Genomic DNA, 16,483 nt, shown 5'->3' with positions numbered 1-16,483 from the left:
TCGACCGGCGGCATCGCGCCGTGGGCTGACGGGCCGGGTCAGAGCCCCTGCGCCAGCAGCTGGGCGAGGTGCAGGGGCCGCCGTCCGGCGAGCTGCTCGATCTGCGTGCGGCACGAGAACCCGTCGGCGAGCACGGCGACGTCGGGGGAGCGCCGGGCGAGCTCCGGCAGCAGCGCCTGCCCCGCGATGTCGCGGCTGATCTCGCCGTGCCCGCGGGTGAAGCCGAAGTTGCCCGCGAGCCCGCAGCAGCCGGACGGCAGCCGCTCCGCGTCGACGCCCGCCGACGCCAGCAGGTCCTCGTCGGCGTCCCAGCCCATGATCGCGTGCTGGTGGCAGTGCACCTGCGCGGCGGCCGCCCGCCCGACCAGCTCCGGGTGCCAGTCCGGCGCGTGCCGGGTGAGCAGCTCGGCCAGGGTGAGGGTCTGGTCGTGCAGCCGGCGTACGTCGCGGTTCTCGGGCAGCAGCTCGGGGCCGTCGGACCGCAGCACGGCGGTGCAGGACGGCTCGAGGCCGACCACGAGCCCGCCGCGGTGCAGGTGGTCGGCGACGACCGCGGTCGCCCGGGTCAGCCGGCGGCGCGCGGTCCGCAGCTGGCCGGTGGAGATCCAGGTGAGGCCGCAGCACAGCGGCTCGGCCGGGATCTCGACGGAGAAGCCGGCGTCCTCGAGGACCCGCACGGCGTCCCGCCCGATCTCGGGTGCGAACTGGTTGGTGAAGGTGTCCGGCCACAGCAGCACGGTCCGGTTCGTCGTACGCCGGGCCGGCCGGTCGGCCGCCCACTGCTGCAGGCTCCGCGGCGCGATCGGCGGGAACGGTCGGTTCTCGAGTCCGGCCGCCGCTGCTCCGAGCCGACGGGTGAGCGGGTTGGCGAACAGCGCGTTCGCCGTACCGACGAGACCCGCCCGCCGCGCCATCCGTACGCCGGCGGGCAGCCACCCGAGGGCATAGTCGGCGCGCGGACGGATCCGCCCGGCGTAGTGGTGCGCCAGGAACTCCGCCTTGTACGTCGCCATGTCGACCCCGACGGGGCAGTCGTGCTTGCAGCCCTTGCAGGCCAGGCACAGGTCGAGCGCCTCGCGGACCTCCTCGGAGCGCCAGCCGTCCGCGATCGGCCCCTCGCGGTGCCCGTCGAGCATCTCGAACAGCAGCCGCGACCGCCCGCGGGTGGAGTGCCGCTCGTCCCTCGTCACCTGGTACGACGGGCACATCACCTGGTCCTTGGGCTCCGACTGCCGGCACCGGCCCACGCCGACGCACCGGTCGGCGGCATCGGCGAACGAGCCGCCGTCGTCGGGGAAGGCGAACCAGGTCCGCCGCTCCTGTCGCGGGGTCCACCCCGGACCCCAGCGCAGGTCCTGGTCGAGCGCACGGGGGTGCACGACCTTGCCGGGGTTCATGAGGTCGCGCGGGTCGAAGATCGCCTTGAGCTCCTCGAACGCGCGCACGACCCGCGGCGGGTACATCCGCCCGAGCAGCTCGCCGCGCGTCTGGCCGTCGCCGTGCTCGCCGGAGAGCGACCCGCCGTACCGGACGACCAGGTCGGCGGCGGCCTCGAGGAAGGAGCGGAACGCCGCCACCCCGCGCGCCGTGGTGAGCTCGAACGGGATCCGGGTGTGGACGCACCCCTGGCCGAAGTGCCCGTAGAGCGCCGGGCCGGCGTCGTCCTCGTAGCCGAACTTCTCGAAGAGCCGGCGCAGGTCGCGCAGGTAGTCGCCGAGGGCCTCGACGGGAACCGCCGAGTCCTCCCAGCCCTCGTGGGTCTCCCGGTGGCCCGGCGGATGAGCAGTCGCGCCGAGCCCGGCCTCGCGGACGGTCCAGATCTTCGCCTGCTCCTCGGGATCGCCCACGATCCGGGTCGAGGGCGGGTGCGGCCAGCGGTCGACCTCGTCGCGCAGCCGCCGGGCGCGCTCGTCGACCTCGTCCCGCGCGTCGCCCGAGAGCTGCACGACCAGGTAGGCGCGGCCCGCCGGCAGGTGGGCCATCGCGTCGAGGTGCTCGTGCTGCAGCTTCTCGTCGCGCAGCAGGTGCTCGTCGAGGCCCTCGAGCGCCTCGGGCTCGTGGCTGAGCACGGACGGCACCGCGTCCGCGGCCGCGTCGATGCTGTCGAAGCCGAGCACGACCAGGCTGCTCTCGGGCAGCACGGGCACGAGCTCCAGCTCCGCGTGCAGCACCGTCACGAGCGTCGACTCGCTCCCGACCAGCGCCCGCGCGACGTCGAAGCCGTACTCCGGCAGCAGGCTGTCGAGGTTGTAGCCCGACACCCGGCGTGGGATGTGCGGGAAGGCGTGGCGGACGTCGTCGGCGTACTCCTGGGCGAGGTCGCGGAGCCTGCGGTAGACCGACGCGCGCAGGTCGCCGCGGGCCTCGATCAGGGCGAGCTCCTCGTCGGTCGTGGGGCCGCACCAGAACCGGGTGCCGTCGGCGAGCAGGACCTCCAGGCGGCGTACGTTGTCGACGACCTTGCCGGTGCGCTGGGCCGTGGCTCCGCAGGAGTTGTTGCCGATCATGCCGCCGATCGTGCAGTTGCGGTGGGTCGCGGGTTCGGGGCCGAACCTCAGGCCCGTCGGCGCCAGCTCGCGGTTGAGGTCGTCGAGGACGATGCCCGGCTCCACGACGCACGTACGGCGCTCGGCGTCCACCTCGAGCACCGAGCGGCAGTGCACCGACCAGTCGATGACGACCGCCGTGTTCGTGCACTGACCGGCCAGGCTGGTGCCGCCGCCCCGTGACAGCAGGGGTACGCCGTGCTCGTGGCAGACGCGCACGGCGGCGACCGCCTCGTCGACCGAGCGGGGGACCACCACCCCGATCGGCACCTGTCGGTAGTTCGAGGCATCGGTCGAGTACGCCGCCCGGTACCCGGCGTCGAAGTGCACCCCGCCCGGCACGACCGCTCGGAGCGCCGCCTCGACCTCGGCCGCGGGATCCGGGTCCAGCGCGGTGCTCATGACACGTCCGCCGTCTCGGGAGCTCCGGACTCGCCGGAGGACCCGGCCCGGAAGAAGGAGATCTTGCCGTCCGCCTCGAGCACCGCGAGGTCGAGCTCGGCCAGGTCCCGGATGCCCTGCTGCCGCGCGGCGGTGATCAGGTCCGTCTCGCTGAGCCGCTGCTCGCGCATGGCCCGGTCGAGCATTCGGCCGTCCCGGAGCACGACGACCGGGGCGCCGTTGATGGCCGTGCGCAGCCGCGGGAACCGCCACTGCGCCCAGGACAGCGCGACGGTCAGCACCGCGAACACCGAGATCGCGATGATGCCGCCGGTCAGCGAGTAGTCCTGCTGCGTGACCGCCTGCTGGATCAGGTCACCGAGGGTGACGTAGAGCAGCAGCTCGAACGTGCTCAGCTCGCCGAGCGTGGCGCGGCCGACCGCTCGGGTCACGCCCCACAGGAAGACGAACATGACCAGTGCTCTGAGACCGATCTCCATCGCGAGCCTCCTCCCCGGTCAGGGCCACAGGAACGTGCCGAAGGCGAGCGACGCCACTGCCCGGCCGTGGACGTGCAGGGCGAGCGTGCCGTCGGCCCCGTGCTCGCTGGCCGGCTGGATGTAGGCGTCGTAGTCCAGGACGAAGGTGTCGCCGGGCGGCGGCGCGAACGTCATCAGGAGGTCGTTGCCGTCACGGGTCTCGGACGTCGGGTTCGGGTGGAACCCCTGGGTCTCGAAGATCGTCAGGTAGTCACCGGTGAGGGCGAGCGTGATCGGGCCTGAGAAGCCGCCGGGGTGCTCGACCGTGACCCGCCAGGGCACGTCGAGACCGGGCCGCGCGATGCCCGGGTAGCTCAGCGTGAGCCGGTAGCCCGCGCCGGCGGCCGAGCGCGTCACGGTGTGCACGCCCAGACCGCCGGCGAGGTCCACGGCGACGACCAGGGCCAGGAACCCGATCCCGAGCCGCCGTCCCCAGAGGGCCGCGGGGAAGGATGACTCGGCCAGGTTCGTGGTCGTCGCCGTGGAGCTCGGACTCATGCGGTGCGGGCGGCGGGACCGTCGATCTCCTTCCGCAGGTCGCGCAGGATGCGGCTGATCAGCCGGGAGACCTGCATCTGGGTGACGCCGATCCGCTCGCCGATCTCCTTCTGGGTGAGTCCCTCGAAGAAGCGCAGCTTGACGATCTCGCGGTCGCGGGGCGCGAGGCCGCGCAGGGCCGGCTCGAGCATCACGCGTGCGTCGGCGAGGTCGTACGCCGACTCCTCGGCCGGCAGCAGGTCGCCCAGTGCCGTGCCGGCGGACTCGCCGACCGGGCGGTCGAGGGAGGTCGGGGTGAAGCAGCCCTCGGCCGCCATCGCCTCCTCGACCGCGTCGAGCGGCTCCTCGATCTCCGCGGCGATCTCGCTCAGGTCCGGCTCGCGGCCGGTGTCCTGCTCCAGGCGGGAGCGAGCCGCTGCGACGGCTGCCTGCAGCTCCTGGACCCGGCGGGGAGGACGGACCGTCCAGCCGTGGTCGCGGAAGTACTTCTTCACCTCGCCCCGGACGGTGGGCACGGCGTACGCGAGGAACTCGTCGGCGCGATCCGGGTCGAAGTCGCGGGCCGCGCGCACCAGTGCGGCGTACGCGACCTGCTCGAGGTCCTCCACGGCGATGCCGCGGCCGCCGTACGGCGCAGCCAGGCTGCGGGCGACCTCCATGTTGAGCACCACCACGTCGTCGAGGGCTGCCTGGCGCTCCTCTGGTGTCGCCGCGTCCCGAGCGGCGTGGAGGAGTGCCTTCGTGCGCGCGCGGCGCCGCTGGCGTTCCGGAGAGACCTTCTGCGTGTGGGAAGAGAGCTGGTGGATCGTCGAACTCATGATCCCCCCTCGGGGACTGCGTTCGGACCTGCCTACGTCTCAAGCAGGGCTGTACCACGGGGACACTTCTCCGACCGTAGCAATCCTGGCCCGCGAAGCCAACCGGCATGATCTCGCCGGCTCGGGGTAGCGCGGTGACGGGGCCGCTTCGTCACCGACGCGTCGCGTGGTGCGCGGCCCAGGGGAGCACCAGCCACAGCAGGGTGAAGGCCGCGCCGGCGACCGCGAGCGCGGCGAGACCGGCGGTCCGTGAGGCGACCAGGTCGACCACGAGGAAGAAGATCCCGCTCGTGGTCAGCGCCAGCATCGCGAGGCCGGCACGGGCGCACACGTGGGCTGCCTCGATCAGCCACCTGCGCCGGCGTCGCCGGAACAGGACCCGGTGGAAGGCGACGGGTGCGACGAGCAGGGCGGTCGAGATGACCGAGCACGTGAACACCGCCAGGTACGCCGCACGCTCGGTGCTGTCGAGCGCACCGAACCGGCTCGAGAACGGCACCGTCATCAGGAATGCCGACAGCACCTGGACGCCGGTCTGGGTGACCCGCAGCTCCTGGAGCAGCTCGTTCCAGTTGCGGTCCTGGACGCGCGGGTCGTCGGGGTCGGGAGCGGAGGACATGGGACGCCGGTTCCCGCCGCGTCGGCGATGCATGCAGCACCAGGGCCCGGGTACCGCCCACGCATCCCGTACGACCCCCGATCTCGAGGAGGCATCGTGCCGCAACGTGCCTGGAGCAAGAAGCGTGAGCGTCAGTACGAGCACATCAAGGAAGGCCTGGAGGACCGCGGCCGGGACGAGGACGAGGCCGAGGAGATCGCCGCCCGGACCGTCAACAAGGAACGGGCCCGGCACGGCGAGTCCCGGCAGAAGAGCCGCACCTCGACCGACGACATCTCCTCCGGCAGGCGCGGCGGCCTGCGGTCCCACCGCGGTGCGGGAGGCAGGACCCGCGACCAGCTCTACGAGGAGGCCCGGCGCAAGAACGTCAAGGGGCGCTCGAAGATGAACAAGGCCGAGCTCGAGCGGGCGGTCGGCCGATGAGCGGCAAGCAGGTGTCGGACTTCCTCCTCGAGCGGCTGCGCGGCTGGGGGGTGACCGACGTCTTCGGCTACCCGGGCGACGGGATCAACGGGTTGATCGCCGCGTTCGGCCGGGCCGAGGACAACCCCCGCTTCCGGCAGGCGCGGCACGAGGAGATGGCTGCCTTTGCGGCTGTCGGGTACGCGAAGTTCACCGACCGGGTCGGCGTCTGCATGGCGACCTCGGGGCCGGGCGCGATCCACCTCCTCAACGGCCTGTACGACGCCAAGCTCGACCACGTCCCCGTCGTGGCCATCGTCGGGCAGACCGCACGCACCGCGATGGGCGGGTCGTACCAGCAGGAGGTCAACCTGCCCTCGATCTTCGAGGACGTCGCGGAGTTCGTGGAGACGGTCACCGTCCCCGAGCAGCTCCCCGGCGTGCTCGACCGCGCGATCCGGGTCGCGAAGGGCCGTCGTACTCCTGCGGTCATCATCGTCCACGCCGACGTCCAGGAGCTGGAGTACGCCGCCCCCACCCACGCCTTCAAGATGGTGCCCTCCAGCGACGCGCCGGCCTCCGCCGCCGGAGCGCGCCCGGACAGCAGGTCGCTGGACGCGGCCGCCGACATCCTCAACGCCGGCAGGAAGGTCGCGGTCCTCGTGGGCTCCGGCGCACGCAACGCCGACGTAGAGCTGATGCAGCTGGCCGACCTGCTCGGTGCGGGCGTCGCGAAGGCGCTGCTCGGCAAGGACGTGCTCAGCGATGAGCTGCCCTATGTCACCGGCTCGATCGGGCTGCTCGGCACGCGTCCCAGCTACGAGCTGATGCGCGACTGCGACACGTTGCTCGTGGTCGGCTCCAGCTTCCCCTACAGCCAGTTCCTGCCGAAGTTCGGCCAGGCCCGCGGCATCCAGATCGACGCCGACCCGACGATGATCGGCATGCGCTACCCGTTCGAGCTCAACCTGGTCGGTGACGCTCGCGCGACGCTGCAGGCGCTGATCCCGCGGCTGGAGCGCAAGACGGATCGCGGTTGGCAGGACAAGGTGAAGGAGGACGTCGCCGACTGGTGGGAGACGATGGACTCGGAGGCGATGGCGCCCGCGGAGCCGATCAACCCGATGCGCATGTTCAGCGAGCTCTCCACGCGGCTGCCCGACGACGCGATCATCACCGCCGACGCCGGGTCGGCCGCCAACTGGTACGCGCGGAACCTCCGGTTCCGCGGCCAGATGCGCGGCAGCCTGTCCGGCACGCTCGCGACGATGGGCTGCGCCGTTCCGTACGCCTTCGGCGCGAAGACCGCGCACCCGGACCGACCCGTGATCGCCCTGGTGGGCGACGGTGCGATGCAGATGAACGGCCTGGCCGAGCTGATCACCATCGCCAAGTACTGGCAGGAGTGGAAGGACCCGCGCCTGGTCATCGGTGTCCTGCACAACGACGACCTGAACCAGGTGACGTGGGAGCTGCGGGCGATGGGCGGCTCGCCGACCTTCCCGCCGTCCCAGTCCCTGCCGTTCGTGGAGTACGCCGGGTTCGCGGAGCGGCTCGGTCTCGCCGGCCGGGTGGTGGACGACCCGGAGGAGCTCGGTCGGGCGTGGGACCTGGCGCTGAGCGCCGACCGGCCGGTGGTGCTCGACGTGCACGTCGACCCGAACGTGCCGCCGATCCCACCGCACGCCACGTTCGAGCAGATGAACGACACCGCGAAGGCGCTGATCCAGGGCGACGAGCAGCGCTGGGGCGTCGTGCGGGAGGGCATCCGGACCAAGGCGAGGGAGGTGTTCCACCGGTCCGATCGGTGAGACCGCCAACCAGGATTCCACGTCCTAATTGGGTAGCTGGAAGTCTTGACGGGCGCGGGACCATGGAGGTGTCCTGCTCCGAACTTCTGGAGGCTCACCGGTGGACGAACGCTCCGCTGCCGACACCTTTGCCCGGCTCGCGCACCAGCTGCACAACCAGGAAGGCTTCGAGGAGACCCTCGAGCTCCTGGTCGAGGCGTCGCCCGCCCTGGTGGGCAGCGACTCCGCTGCCGTGCTGCTGGTCCGGAAGGGGCGCCTGGCCGAGCGCGGCCCTGGCTCCGACATGGCGGCGGAGAAGGCCGACCAGCTCCAGCTGGAGTACGAGGCCGGCCCGGCGTGGGAGGCGACCTCGGAGCGGCACACCGTGCACGTCCCCGACACCGCGGAGTCACACACGGTCTGGGGCGAGGGCCTGGCCATGGTCGGCATCCGCAGCGCGATCTCGGTGCGCCTCTGGACGGCGGACGTGACGCTGGGCGCCATCTCGTTCTACGCGCACCGGCCGCGCGCCTTCGACGCCAACTCGCTCGCGGTCGCGGAGATCGTCGGCCGGCACGCCTCGATCGCGCTGGCGTCGGCCCGCAACGAGGAATCGCTCCACCAGGCCATCGACGGCCGCAAGCTCGTCGGCCAGGCGCAGGGCATCCTCATGGAGCGCTTCGACCTCGACGACCGGCAGGCCTTCGACGTGCTGCGCCGCTACTCCCAGAGCACGAACACCAAGCTGATCGAGGTCGCCGCGCTGCTCGTCAGCACGCGCCAGCTCCCGGAGCACTGAGCCGCGCGCGTCGGACCGTGCCCGGTTGGTAGCGTCCCTGCGTGCGACGGCAGCTGAACCACTTCATCAACTCCGCCTGGCGGTGGGTCGAGCGCCACGGCGACGTCGGCCCGGACAGCCGGCTCGGTGACCGGTTCGGCAGCCTCGGTGCGGGCAGCTGCCTGGCGTTCCCGCTGGGTGCTGTCTTCGGCACCGAGGAAATGTACGTCGGCAGCGGCACCCTCATCGGCAAGTACTCCACGCTCTCAGTCGGCTACGGACCGGCCCAGTCCGTGCTCCCGCCCCGCGGCCTCGTCATCGGCGACCGCTGCGTCATCGGCACCCGCGCCTGCATCACCGCCCACGAGTCGATCGAGATCGGCGACGACGTCTGGCTGGGCCAGGACGTCTTCATCTCCGACGCCAGCCACGGGTACGCCGACCCGCACGTCCCGATCGGCCTCCAGTTCGGCGAGCACAGGCCGGTTCGGATCGGCTCCGGCACCTGGATCGGGCACGGCGCGATGATCCTGCCGGGCGCGACCATCGGCCGGAACGTGGTCGTCGCCGCCGGATCGGTGGTGCGCGGCGACGTGCCCGACCACACCGTCGTGGGCGGGGTCCCTGCCCGGACGATCCGCAGCTACGACGGCATCGAGGGCTGGATCGCCGCCGACCGGGTTGGTTAACAAACGTTAACCTTCGCGCTAGGGTGCGAGCATGAGCAGCGTGGACCGCAGCAGGATCGAGGACTTCGCCGAGCACGCGTCGGCGTACGCGAGAAGGACGCTGGGCGCCGCGACGCCCGAGGAGTACGACGAGCTCTGGCGCTGGTCGGTCGAGGACCTCGACGGTTTCTGGCGCGCCGTCGCGTCGTACCTGGGCGAGGACCTGCCCGGCCCCGCGCTCGCCGAGGAGCGGATGCCCGGAGCCGTCTGGTTCCCGGAGGCGAGCGTCAACTACGCGGCGAGCATCTTCCGCGGGAGGCCCGACGGCGAGGTGGCCCTCGTGGCCGTCACCGAGGACCCCGCAGCCACGCGTCGACTGACCTGGGCGCAGCTCCGCGCCCAGGTCGCCTCCGCCGCGGCCACCTTCCGCGAGCTCGGCGTGCAGCGGGGCGACCGGGTCGTCGGCTACCTGCCCAACGGCTCCGAGGCCGTGGTCGCGCTGCTCGCCACGGCCAGCCTGGGAGCGGTCTGGTCGGTGTGCGGCATGGACTACGCGGCCTCCGCCGCCCGCGCGCGCTTCGAGCAGCTCGAGCCGGTGCTGCTGGTGCACGCCTCGTCGTACGTCAACGGCGGCCGCACCCACGACCGCTCCGAGGTGGTCGCCGACCTCGTCGCCGCGCTGCCGACGCTGAAGGCACGCCTGGAGGTCGGCACCGACGCGTGGGCCGACGCCGTGGGCCGCGACGTCCCCTTCGAGCCGGTGCAGGTCCCGTTCGCGCACCCGCTGTGGGTGCTTTTCTCCTCGGGCACGACCGGCAAGCCGAAGGGCATCGTGCACAGCCAGGGTGGCGCGCTCCTCGAGCAGGCCAAGGTCGCGGCGCTGCACTTCGACCTCGGCCCGGGGGAGCGGCTGTTCTGGTACACCACCCCGAGCTGGATGATGTGGAACTTCCTCGTCGGTGGCCTGCTGACCGGCGCCTCGGTGGTGGCGTACGACGGCAGCCCGGCGTACCCCACCACCGATGCGCTCTGGGCGCTCGCGGCCGAGCACGGCGTGACCGCGCTCGGCATGAGCCCGGGCTACGTGGCGGCCTGCCAGAAGGCCGGCGTCGGGCCGGCAGGCCACGACCTGCACCGGCTGCGTCGGGTCGGCATCTCCGGCTCGGCGTTCCCCGCGACCAGCCACGAGGAGCTGCAGGGCGAGCTGGGCGACGACGTCCAGGTCGCCTCCATCAGCGGCGGCACCGACGTCGTCAGCGCGTTCGTCGGCGCGGTGCCGAACGTCCCGGTCTGGCCGGGGGAGCTGTCGCGCCCCTGCCTCGGCGTGGCCCTCGATGCGTACGACGCGAGCGGGCACTCCGTCCACGGCGAGGTCGGCGAGCTGGTGGTCACCCGGCCGATGCCGTCGATGCCGGTGTTCTTCTGGGCCGACCCGGACGGTGCCCGCTACCACGACGCCTACTTCGACACCTTCCCCGGCGTCTGGCGGCACGGCGACTGGATCACCCTCACCGACCACGGCTCGGTGGCGATCCACGGTCGCTCCGACGCGACCCTGAACCGCAACGGGATCCGGATGGGCAGCGCCGACATCTACGAGCCGGTCGAGTCGCTGCCCGAGGTGCGCGAGGCGCTGGTGATCGGCATCGAGGAGGCCGGTGGCGGCTACTGGATGCCACTGTTCGTCGACCTCGCCGAGGGCGTCGAGCTCGACGAGGACCTCCAGGCGCGGATCAAGGACGCGGTCCGGACCCACGCCTCGCCGCGGCACGTCCCCGACGAGGTCTTCGCGGCGCCCGGCATCCCGCACACCCGCACCGGGAAGAAGCTCGAGGTGCCCGTGAAGAAGGTGCTGCTCGGCCAGGACCTGTCCGGCGCCCTGGATCCCGGCAGCGTCGACGCACCCGAGCTGCTGGACTGGTACGCCGCCGTCGGTGCCGCGCATCGCGCCACTGGATAGAGTGAGCCACTCCCTGCCCCACATGTGCGAAGGAACCCGATGACCGCCTGGCTGTTGCTGGGACTCGCCATCCTCCTGGTCCTCACCTGTGGGGCGTTCGTCGCGGCCGAGTTCGCGTTCGTGACCGTCGACCGGGCGAGCGTGGAGCGGGCCGTCGGCGAGGGGGACCCGGCCGCGGTCGGCCTCCAACGCGCGCTGCGCTCGCTCTCGACCCAGCTGTCCGGCGCCCAGGTCGGCATCACCCTGACCAACCTCGCGGTCGGCTTCCTCGCGCAGCCGGCGCTGGCCGAGATCCTGCGGGGCCCGTTCCGCACGGCGGGCCTGCCCGAGGGCGCGGTCGGCCCCACCGCGGTCGGCGTCGCGATGACGCTCAGCACCGTCTTCACGATGCTCATCGGCGAGCTGGTGCCGAAGAACGTCGCGCTCGCCCTGCCGCTCGCGACCGCCCGGACGCTGCAAGGCCCGATGCGCGCCTTCACGACCCTGGCCACGCTGCCGATCCGGCTGCTCAACGGCACCGCCAACGCCGTCGTACGACGCCTGGGGATCGAGCCCCAGGAGGAGCTCCGGTCCGCGCGCAGCTCGGCGGAGCTGGCGTCCCTGGTCCAGCGCTCCGCCGACGTCGGCACCCTGGACGCCGACACCGCGGAGCTGATGGAGAAGTCGGTGGAGTTCGGCAGCCGCACGGCCGGGGAGATCATGACGCCGCGCGTGCGCACCCGCAGCGTCGAGGAGAACGACCGCGCGGACGCCGTCATCGCCCTCGCCCGCGAGACCGGGCACTCCCGCTTCCCGGTCCTCGACGAGTCCGACGCCGTCGTCGGCACCGTGCACGTCAAGAACGCCGTCGCCCTGCCGCTCCCGGAGCGCGCCACCGTCCGGGTCAAGCACCTGATGATGCGCCCCATCGTCGTGCCGGACAGCCTGCGGCTCGACCCGCTGCTCGCGCTGCTGCGCGGCGACGGGTTCCAGATGGCCATCGTCCTCGACGAGTACGGCGACCACGCCGGCATCGTCACGCTCGAGGACGTCGTCGAGGAGATCGTCGGCGACATCTCCGACGAGCACGACCGCCTGGGGCAGCGCGGCCGGTTGCGCCGCGACGGGACCTGGTCGCTGTCCGGGCTGCTGCGTCCCGACGAGGTCGAGGACCTCACCGGCGTCACGCTGCCCGAGGACGAGGACTACGACACCATCGCCGGCCTCGCCCTCAAGGTGCTCGGCCGGATCCCGGTGGCGGGGGAGACCGTCGACGTACCCCTCCCGCCCGAGGAGGAGGACGAGCCGCTGCGGATCGCCCACCTCACCGTCGAGCACATGGACGGCCTGCGCATCGACCGGCTCACCCTGCGCGTCAGCGAGGTGGAGGCATGAGCCCCGCCGTGGCCCTGCTGCTGACGGTCCTGCTGCTCGCCGGCAACGCCTTCTTCGTCGCCGCGGAGTTCGCGCTGATCTCGGCGCGCCGCAGCCAGATCGAGCCACGGGCCCGCGCTGGCTCACGTCTCGCGCGCACCACCCTGCAGGCGCTGGAGCGGATGCCGCTGATGATCGCCGGCATCCAGCTCGGCGTCACCGTGTGCTCGCTCGTCCTCGGTGCCATCGCCGAGCCCGCCGTCTCGCACCTGATCGAGCCCGCCTTCGAGCACCTGCACGTGCCGGAGGACGTCGTGCACGTCGTGGGCTTCGTCATCGCGTTGCTGCTGGTGGCGTTCTGCCACGTCGTGTTCGGCGAGATGGTCCCGAAGAACGTCACCATCGCCGGTCCGGAGCGTGCCGTGCTGCTCCTCGCCCCGCCGATGCTCGGCCTGGTGACCGTGCTCAAGCCCGTCATCGTCGTGCTCGACGCCATCGCGCGCCTCATCCTGCGGGCGCTCCGGATCGAGCCCAAGGACGAGGTCGGCAGCAGCTTCACCCGCGAGGAGGTGGCCGCGCTCGTCGAGGAGTCACGCGGCGAGGGGCTGCTCGAGGAGGGGGAGGCGACCAGGCTCTCCGACGCCCTGGAGTTCGTCGACCGCACCATCGCCGAGGTGATGATGCCGCCCGAGTCGCTCACCACCGTTCCGCGGGGGGCCAGTGGCGCGGACGTCGAGGCGCTGTGCGCCGCCACCGGCTACAGCCGCTTCCCGGTGCGCGACCCCGAAGCGCCGCTGGGGGAGCAGCTGATGGGCTACCTGCACATCAAGGACGTGCTCGAGCCGGACGTCGTACGCCGGGAGCGGCCCATTGCCGACCGCTGGATCCGTCCGTTCGCCTCCGTCCGTCCGACCAGCTCGCTGCACGGTGCTCTCGAGGTCCTCCAGCAGCGCGGCGCGCACATGGCGCGGGTCGTCGACGAGGACGGCAGCACGCTCGGCATCGCCGCCCTCGAGGACGTCATCGAGGAGCTCGTGGGCGAGATCCGCGACGCCGCCCATTCCGACGACGCGTCGGTGACCGACTCGTGAGCACCACTAGAGTGACGGCCGTGGCAGGCCCGACGACGAGCAGCGGCCGGGTCTTCACGTTGCCCAACGCGGTCAGCGTCCTGCGCCTCCTGCTCATCCCGGTCTTCCTGTGGCTCGTCCTCGGCCCGCACCTGGATGCCCTCGCCCTCGCGGTGCTGATGGTCTCCGGCATCACCGACTTCGCCGACGGCTGGCTGGCCCGCAAGCTCGACCAGCAGTCGGTCCTCGGCCAGCTGCTCGACCCGATCGCCGACCGGCTCTACATCCTCGCCGTCGTCATCGGGCTCGCGATCCGCGGTGTGGTGCCCTGGCCGGTCGCCGCGATCCTGCCGCTGCGCGACCTGCTGATGTGGGGCCTGGTCCCGCTGCTGCGCACCCGCGGCTACAGCGCGCTGCCCGTGCACTTCCTCGGCAAGGCGGCCACCTTCAACCTGCTCTACGCGTTCCCGCTGCTGCTCCTGGGCGACGGCGACGGAACGATCGCGACGCTGGCCAAGGTGTTCGGCTGGGCGTTCACCGGCTGGGGCATCGGGCTGTACTGGTGGGCCGGCCTGCTCTACGCCTGGCAGGTCCGCAAGCTCCTCCGCACGACGCCGCCGCACCGCGCGGTTCCGGAGGGCTGACGCGTTGCCCGACCACCTCGACCGCGCCCGGACGCCCCTGCTGACGCTGATCACCCTGCAGTCCCTCGACGAGGACTACCAGGTGGTCAGCCGGCGGCGCTGCGCCGCGGGGAAGGAGGGGCGGCCGGGCCGCAGGATCCCGGTCGTCGGCGTGCTGCTCGCCTTCGGGCTGCTCGTGACCGTCGCGGCCGTGCAGACGTCGAGGGACGCCGGCGTCGACGACGCGAGCCGGGAGAGCCTGATCAGCAGGATCACCGAGCAGCGCGCCGAGTTCGCCGCGAGCACGAAGCGCCTCGCGGCCCTGCGCGCCGCCAACACCAAGGCGGACGCGACGCTCACCGGTCTCGGCACGCAGCTCACCGCGGCCCAGGCCAGGGTCGCCGACCTGGGTGGGCTGACCGGCGTGCAGGCGGTCACCGGGCCGGCGATCCGGGTGAGCCTCGACAACGCGCCGTACGCCGACCCCAACAGCCAGGTCCGCGACTCCGACATCGCGCTCCTGGTCGACGGGTTGTGGGCAGCGGGCGCGGAGGCGATCACCGTGAACGGGCAACGCCTGACCGCCCGCACCGGCATCCGGACTTCCGGCGACGCGATCGAGGTCAACGGCAACGGGATCGCGCCGCCGTACACGATCCTGGCCATCGGTGACACGAGCCAGATGCCCGCCGACTTCCTGGGCTCGGCGAGTGGACAGGACTTCGCGGCCCTCGCGAATCAGTACGCTTTCCGCTACGACATCCACGACGTCGGGCAGGTCCGGATGGGGCCGGCCCCACCGTCGGTGACCCGGCTGCGGTACGCCGTGGCGTCGACCCAGCAGCAGAAGACGAAGAAGACGAAGAAGACGAAGAAGGACGGAAAGCCATGATCGCGGTGCTCGGACTCGTGGTCGGCGTGGTGCTCGGGCTGGTCTTCAAGCCCGACGTGCCCACCGGTCTGGAGCCGTACCTCCCGATCGCGGTGGTCGCCGCCCTGGACGCGGTGTTCGGCGCGCTGCGGGCATACCTGGACGGGATCTTCGACGACAAGGTCTTCGTCGTCTCGTTCCTCAGCAACGTGATCATCGCGGCGGGCATCGTCTACCTCGGCGACCGGCTCGGCGTCGGCGGTCAGCTGTCGACCGGTGTGATCGTCGTCCTCGGCATCCGCATCTTCACCAACGTCGCCGCGATCCGAAGGCACCTGTTGCATGCCTGAGGCGCCACCCACCGCACGGCAGCGGATCCTCACCGGCCTGCGCAGCACCTCGCGCCGCCAGCTGATCGTCGGCCTGCTGCTCGCCCTGCTGGGCTTCGGCGCGGTCACCCAGGTGCGGGCCAACAACACCGACGACACCTACGCCGGCCAGCGCCAGCAGGACCTGATCGACATCCTCGACGCGCTCGCGGGCGCACGCCAGCGCCAGGACGCGGAGGTCGCCCGGCTGGCCAAGGTGCACGACAGCCTGAGCAACGACAGCACCAAGCGGCAGGCGGCCGTCGACCAGGCCAACGGCCAGCTCGCCGACCTGCAGATCCTGGCCGGCCTGGTGCCGGTCACCGGCCCCGGGATCCGGATCACGATCACCGAGCAGACCGGGAAGGTGAAGGTCTCCTCGTTGCTCGACACGGTCGAGGAGCTCCGCACCGTCGGCGCCGAGGCCATGCAGATCAACGGCAAGGTCCGGATCGTGGCCCAGACGGCGTTCGAGCCGACCAGCACCGGCTTCCTCGTCGACGGCGTGGCGGTGCAGGCGCCGTACGTCATCGACGTCATCGGGGACCCCGACGTGCTCAGCGGGGCGATGAACTTCGCGCTCGGGCCCAAGCAGCAGCTCAACGACGACGGGGCCCAGGTCCAGGTCGACCAGCTCAGCTCGATCGACATCGAGGCGGTCACGAACCGCGACCACGCCAAGGAAGCCTCGACCGGCCAGTGATCCGTCGCTGACGACCAGTAACGTTCCGCCCACCGTAACCTTCCGCCAGACGAGGAGCACCCCGTGAACCCTGCCGACCTGAAGTACACCGCGGAGCACGAGTGGGTCCGCGACCCCGGCACGGCGGAGGGCTCGGTGCGGGTCGGCATCACCGACTACGCCCAGGACGCCCTCGGAGACATCGTCTACGTCTCGCTGCCCGAGGTCGGCACGAGCGTGACCGCCGGCGAGTCGTGCGGCGAACTCGAGTCCACCAAGTCGGTCAGCGACGTCTACGCCCCGATCACCGGGGAGGTCGTGGCCCGCAACGACGCGCTGGACGCCACCCCCGAGCTGGTCAACAGTGACGCGTACGGCGAGGGCTGGCTGTTCGAGGTCGTGCCGGCCGATCGCGGCGACCTGGACGGTCTGCTCGACGCCGCGGCGTACGAAGCGGGCCTCGAGGGCTGACCCCTCGCCTCGCCCGGGGTGTAGGTTTCCAACCATCGACCTCAGA

17 protein-coding genes are annotated in these 16,483 nt (G+C 72.0%); 12 read left to right on the top strand and 5 right to left on the bottom strand.

Annotated features, from left to right (window positions below; translation table 11 throughout):
* Positions 1–38: 38 nt before the first annotated feature.
* The 5 genes from ACYVAQ_RS19985 to ACYVAQ_RS19965 form a co-directional block, all read right to left on the bottom strand.
* Positions 39–2,948 carry an FAD-binding and (Fe-S)-binding domain-containing protein gene (locus ACYVAQ_RS19985; RefSeq protein ID WP_460792262.1) on the bottom strand — a complete coding sequence of 970 codons (2,910 nt, stop codon included), beginning with the start codon at positions 2,946–2,948 and terminating at the stop codon, positions 39–41.
* Positions 2,945–3,427 (bottom strand): DUF421 domain-containing protein, encoded by a 483-nt coding sequence (locus ACYVAQ_RS19980; protein WP_460792260.1) that lies wholly within the window; start codon positions 3,425–3,427, stop codon positions 2,945–2,947. The genes ACYVAQ_RS19985 and ACYVAQ_RS19980 overlap by 4 nt, the downstream gene beginning before the upstream one ends.
* Positions 3,428–3,445: 18 nt before the next feature.
* Positions 3,446–3,964: a hypothetical protein gene (locus ACYVAQ_RS19975; RefSeq protein WP_460792259.1), complete on the bottom strand. Its 519-nt coding sequence runs from the start codon at positions 3,962–3,964 to the stop codon at positions 3,446–3,448.
* Entirely contained in the window at positions 3,961–4,782 is an 822-nt protein-coding gene (locus tag ACYVAQ_RS19970) for a sigma-70 family RNA polymerase sigma factor (RefSeq protein ID WP_460792257.1), read from the bottom strand. The genes ACYVAQ_RS19975 and ACYVAQ_RS19970 overlap by 4 nt, the downstream gene beginning before the upstream one ends.
* 151 nt (positions 4,783–4,933) lie before the next feature.
* A complete protein-coding gene (locus ACYVAQ_RS19965) occupies positions 4,934–5,401 on the bottom strand; it encodes a DUF6328 family protein (protein WP_460792256.1) in 468 nt (155 codons plus the stop codon).
* A 96-nt stretch (positions 5,402–5,497) separates the two neighbouring features.
* Here ACYVAQ_RS19965 and ACYVAQ_RS19960 point away from each other — a divergent pair, with 96 nt between their 5' ends.
* From ACYVAQ_RS19960 to gcvH, 12 genes are all read left to right on the top strand, one after another.
* The gene (locus ACYVAQ_RS19960; protein WP_460792255.1) at positions 5,498–5,824 is read left to right on the top strand and encodes a plasmid stabilization protein; all 327 of its coding nucleotides are present in this window, start codon (positions 5,498–5,500) and stop codon (positions 5,822–5,824) included.
* Complete coding sequence (locus ACYVAQ_RS19955) at positions 5,821–7,614, top strand: thiamine pyrophosphate-requiring protein (RefSeq protein ID WP_460792254.1); 1,794 nt, start codon at positions 5,821–5,823, stop codon at positions 7,612–7,614. The genes ACYVAQ_RS19960 and ACYVAQ_RS19955 overlap by 4 nt, the downstream gene beginning before the upstream one ends.
* A 100-nt stretch (positions 7,615–7,714) precedes the next feature.
* Positions 7,715–8,392, top strand: coding sequence for a GAF and ANTAR domain-containing protein (locus tag ACYVAQ_RS19950; RefSeq protein WP_460792253.1), 678 nt, complete (start codon positions 7,715–7,717; stop codon positions 8,390–8,392).
* A gap of 41 nt (positions 8,393–8,433) precedes the next feature.
* Positions 8,434–9,060 carry an acyltransferase gene (locus ACYVAQ_RS19945; protein ID WP_460792252.1) on the top strand — a complete coding sequence of 209 codons (627 nt, stop codon included), beginning with the start codon at positions 8,434–8,436 and terminating at the stop codon, positions 9,058–9,060.
* 31 nt (positions 9,061–9,091) lie between these two features.
* Entirely contained in the window at positions 9,092–10,999 is a 1,908-nt protein-coding gene (locus ACYVAQ_RS19940) for an acetoacetate--CoA ligase (RefSeq protein ID WP_460792251.1), read from the top strand.
* A 39-nt stretch (positions 11,000–11,038) separates the two neighbouring features.
* Positions 11,039–12,373 carry a hemolysin family protein gene (locus ACYVAQ_RS19935; protein ID WP_460792250.1) on the top strand — a complete coding sequence of 445 codons (1,335 nt, stop codon included), beginning with the start codon at positions 11,039–11,041 and terminating at the stop codon, positions 12,371–12,373.
* Positions 12,370–13,443, top strand: a complete 1,074-nt coding sequence (locus ACYVAQ_RS19930; protein ID WP_460792249.1) for a hemolysin family protein — start codon at positions 12,370–12,372, stop codon at positions 13,441–13,443. Before ACYVAQ_RS19935 ends, ACYVAQ_RS19930 begins: the two co-directional genes overlap by 4 nt.
* Before the next feature lie 20 nt (positions 13,444–13,463).
* A complete protein-coding gene (locus ACYVAQ_RS19925; RefSeq protein ID WP_460792248.1) occupies positions 13,464–14,066 on the top strand; it encodes a CDP-alcohol phosphatidyltransferase family protein in 603 nt (200 codons plus the stop codon).
* Positions 14,067–14,070: 4 nt separating this feature from the next.
* Positions 14,071–14,937, top strand: a complete 867-nt coding sequence (locus tag ACYVAQ_RS19920; protein ID WP_460792247.1) for a DUF881 domain-containing protein — start codon at positions 14,071–14,073, stop codon at positions 14,935–14,937.
* On the top strand, positions 14,934–15,266 hold the full coding sequence (locus ACYVAQ_RS19915) for a small basic family protein (protein ID WP_460792246.1): 333 nt from the start codon (positions 14,934–14,936) through the stop codon (positions 15,264–15,266). The genes ACYVAQ_RS19920 and ACYVAQ_RS19915 overlap by 4 nt, the downstream gene beginning before the upstream one ends.
* A complete protein-coding gene (locus tag ACYVAQ_RS19910; protein ID WP_460792245.1) occupies positions 15,259–15,987 on the top strand; it encodes a DUF881 domain-containing protein in 729 nt (242 codons plus the stop codon). The genes ACYVAQ_RS19915 and ACYVAQ_RS19910 overlap by 8 nt, the downstream gene beginning before the upstream one ends.
* A 63-nt stretch (positions 15,988–16,050) precedes the next feature.
* Positions 16,051–16,437, top strand: a complete 387-nt coding sequence (gcvH, locus tag ACYVAQ_RS19905) for a glycine cleavage system protein GcvH (protein WP_460792244.1) — start codon at positions 16,051–16,053, stop codon at positions 16,435–16,437.
* Positions 16,438–16,483 lie beyond the last annotated feature (46 nt).

The organism is Nocardioides maradonensis (genome assembly GCF_054777115.1).
This window is presented reverse-complemented; position numbering and strand designations above follow the sequence as displayed.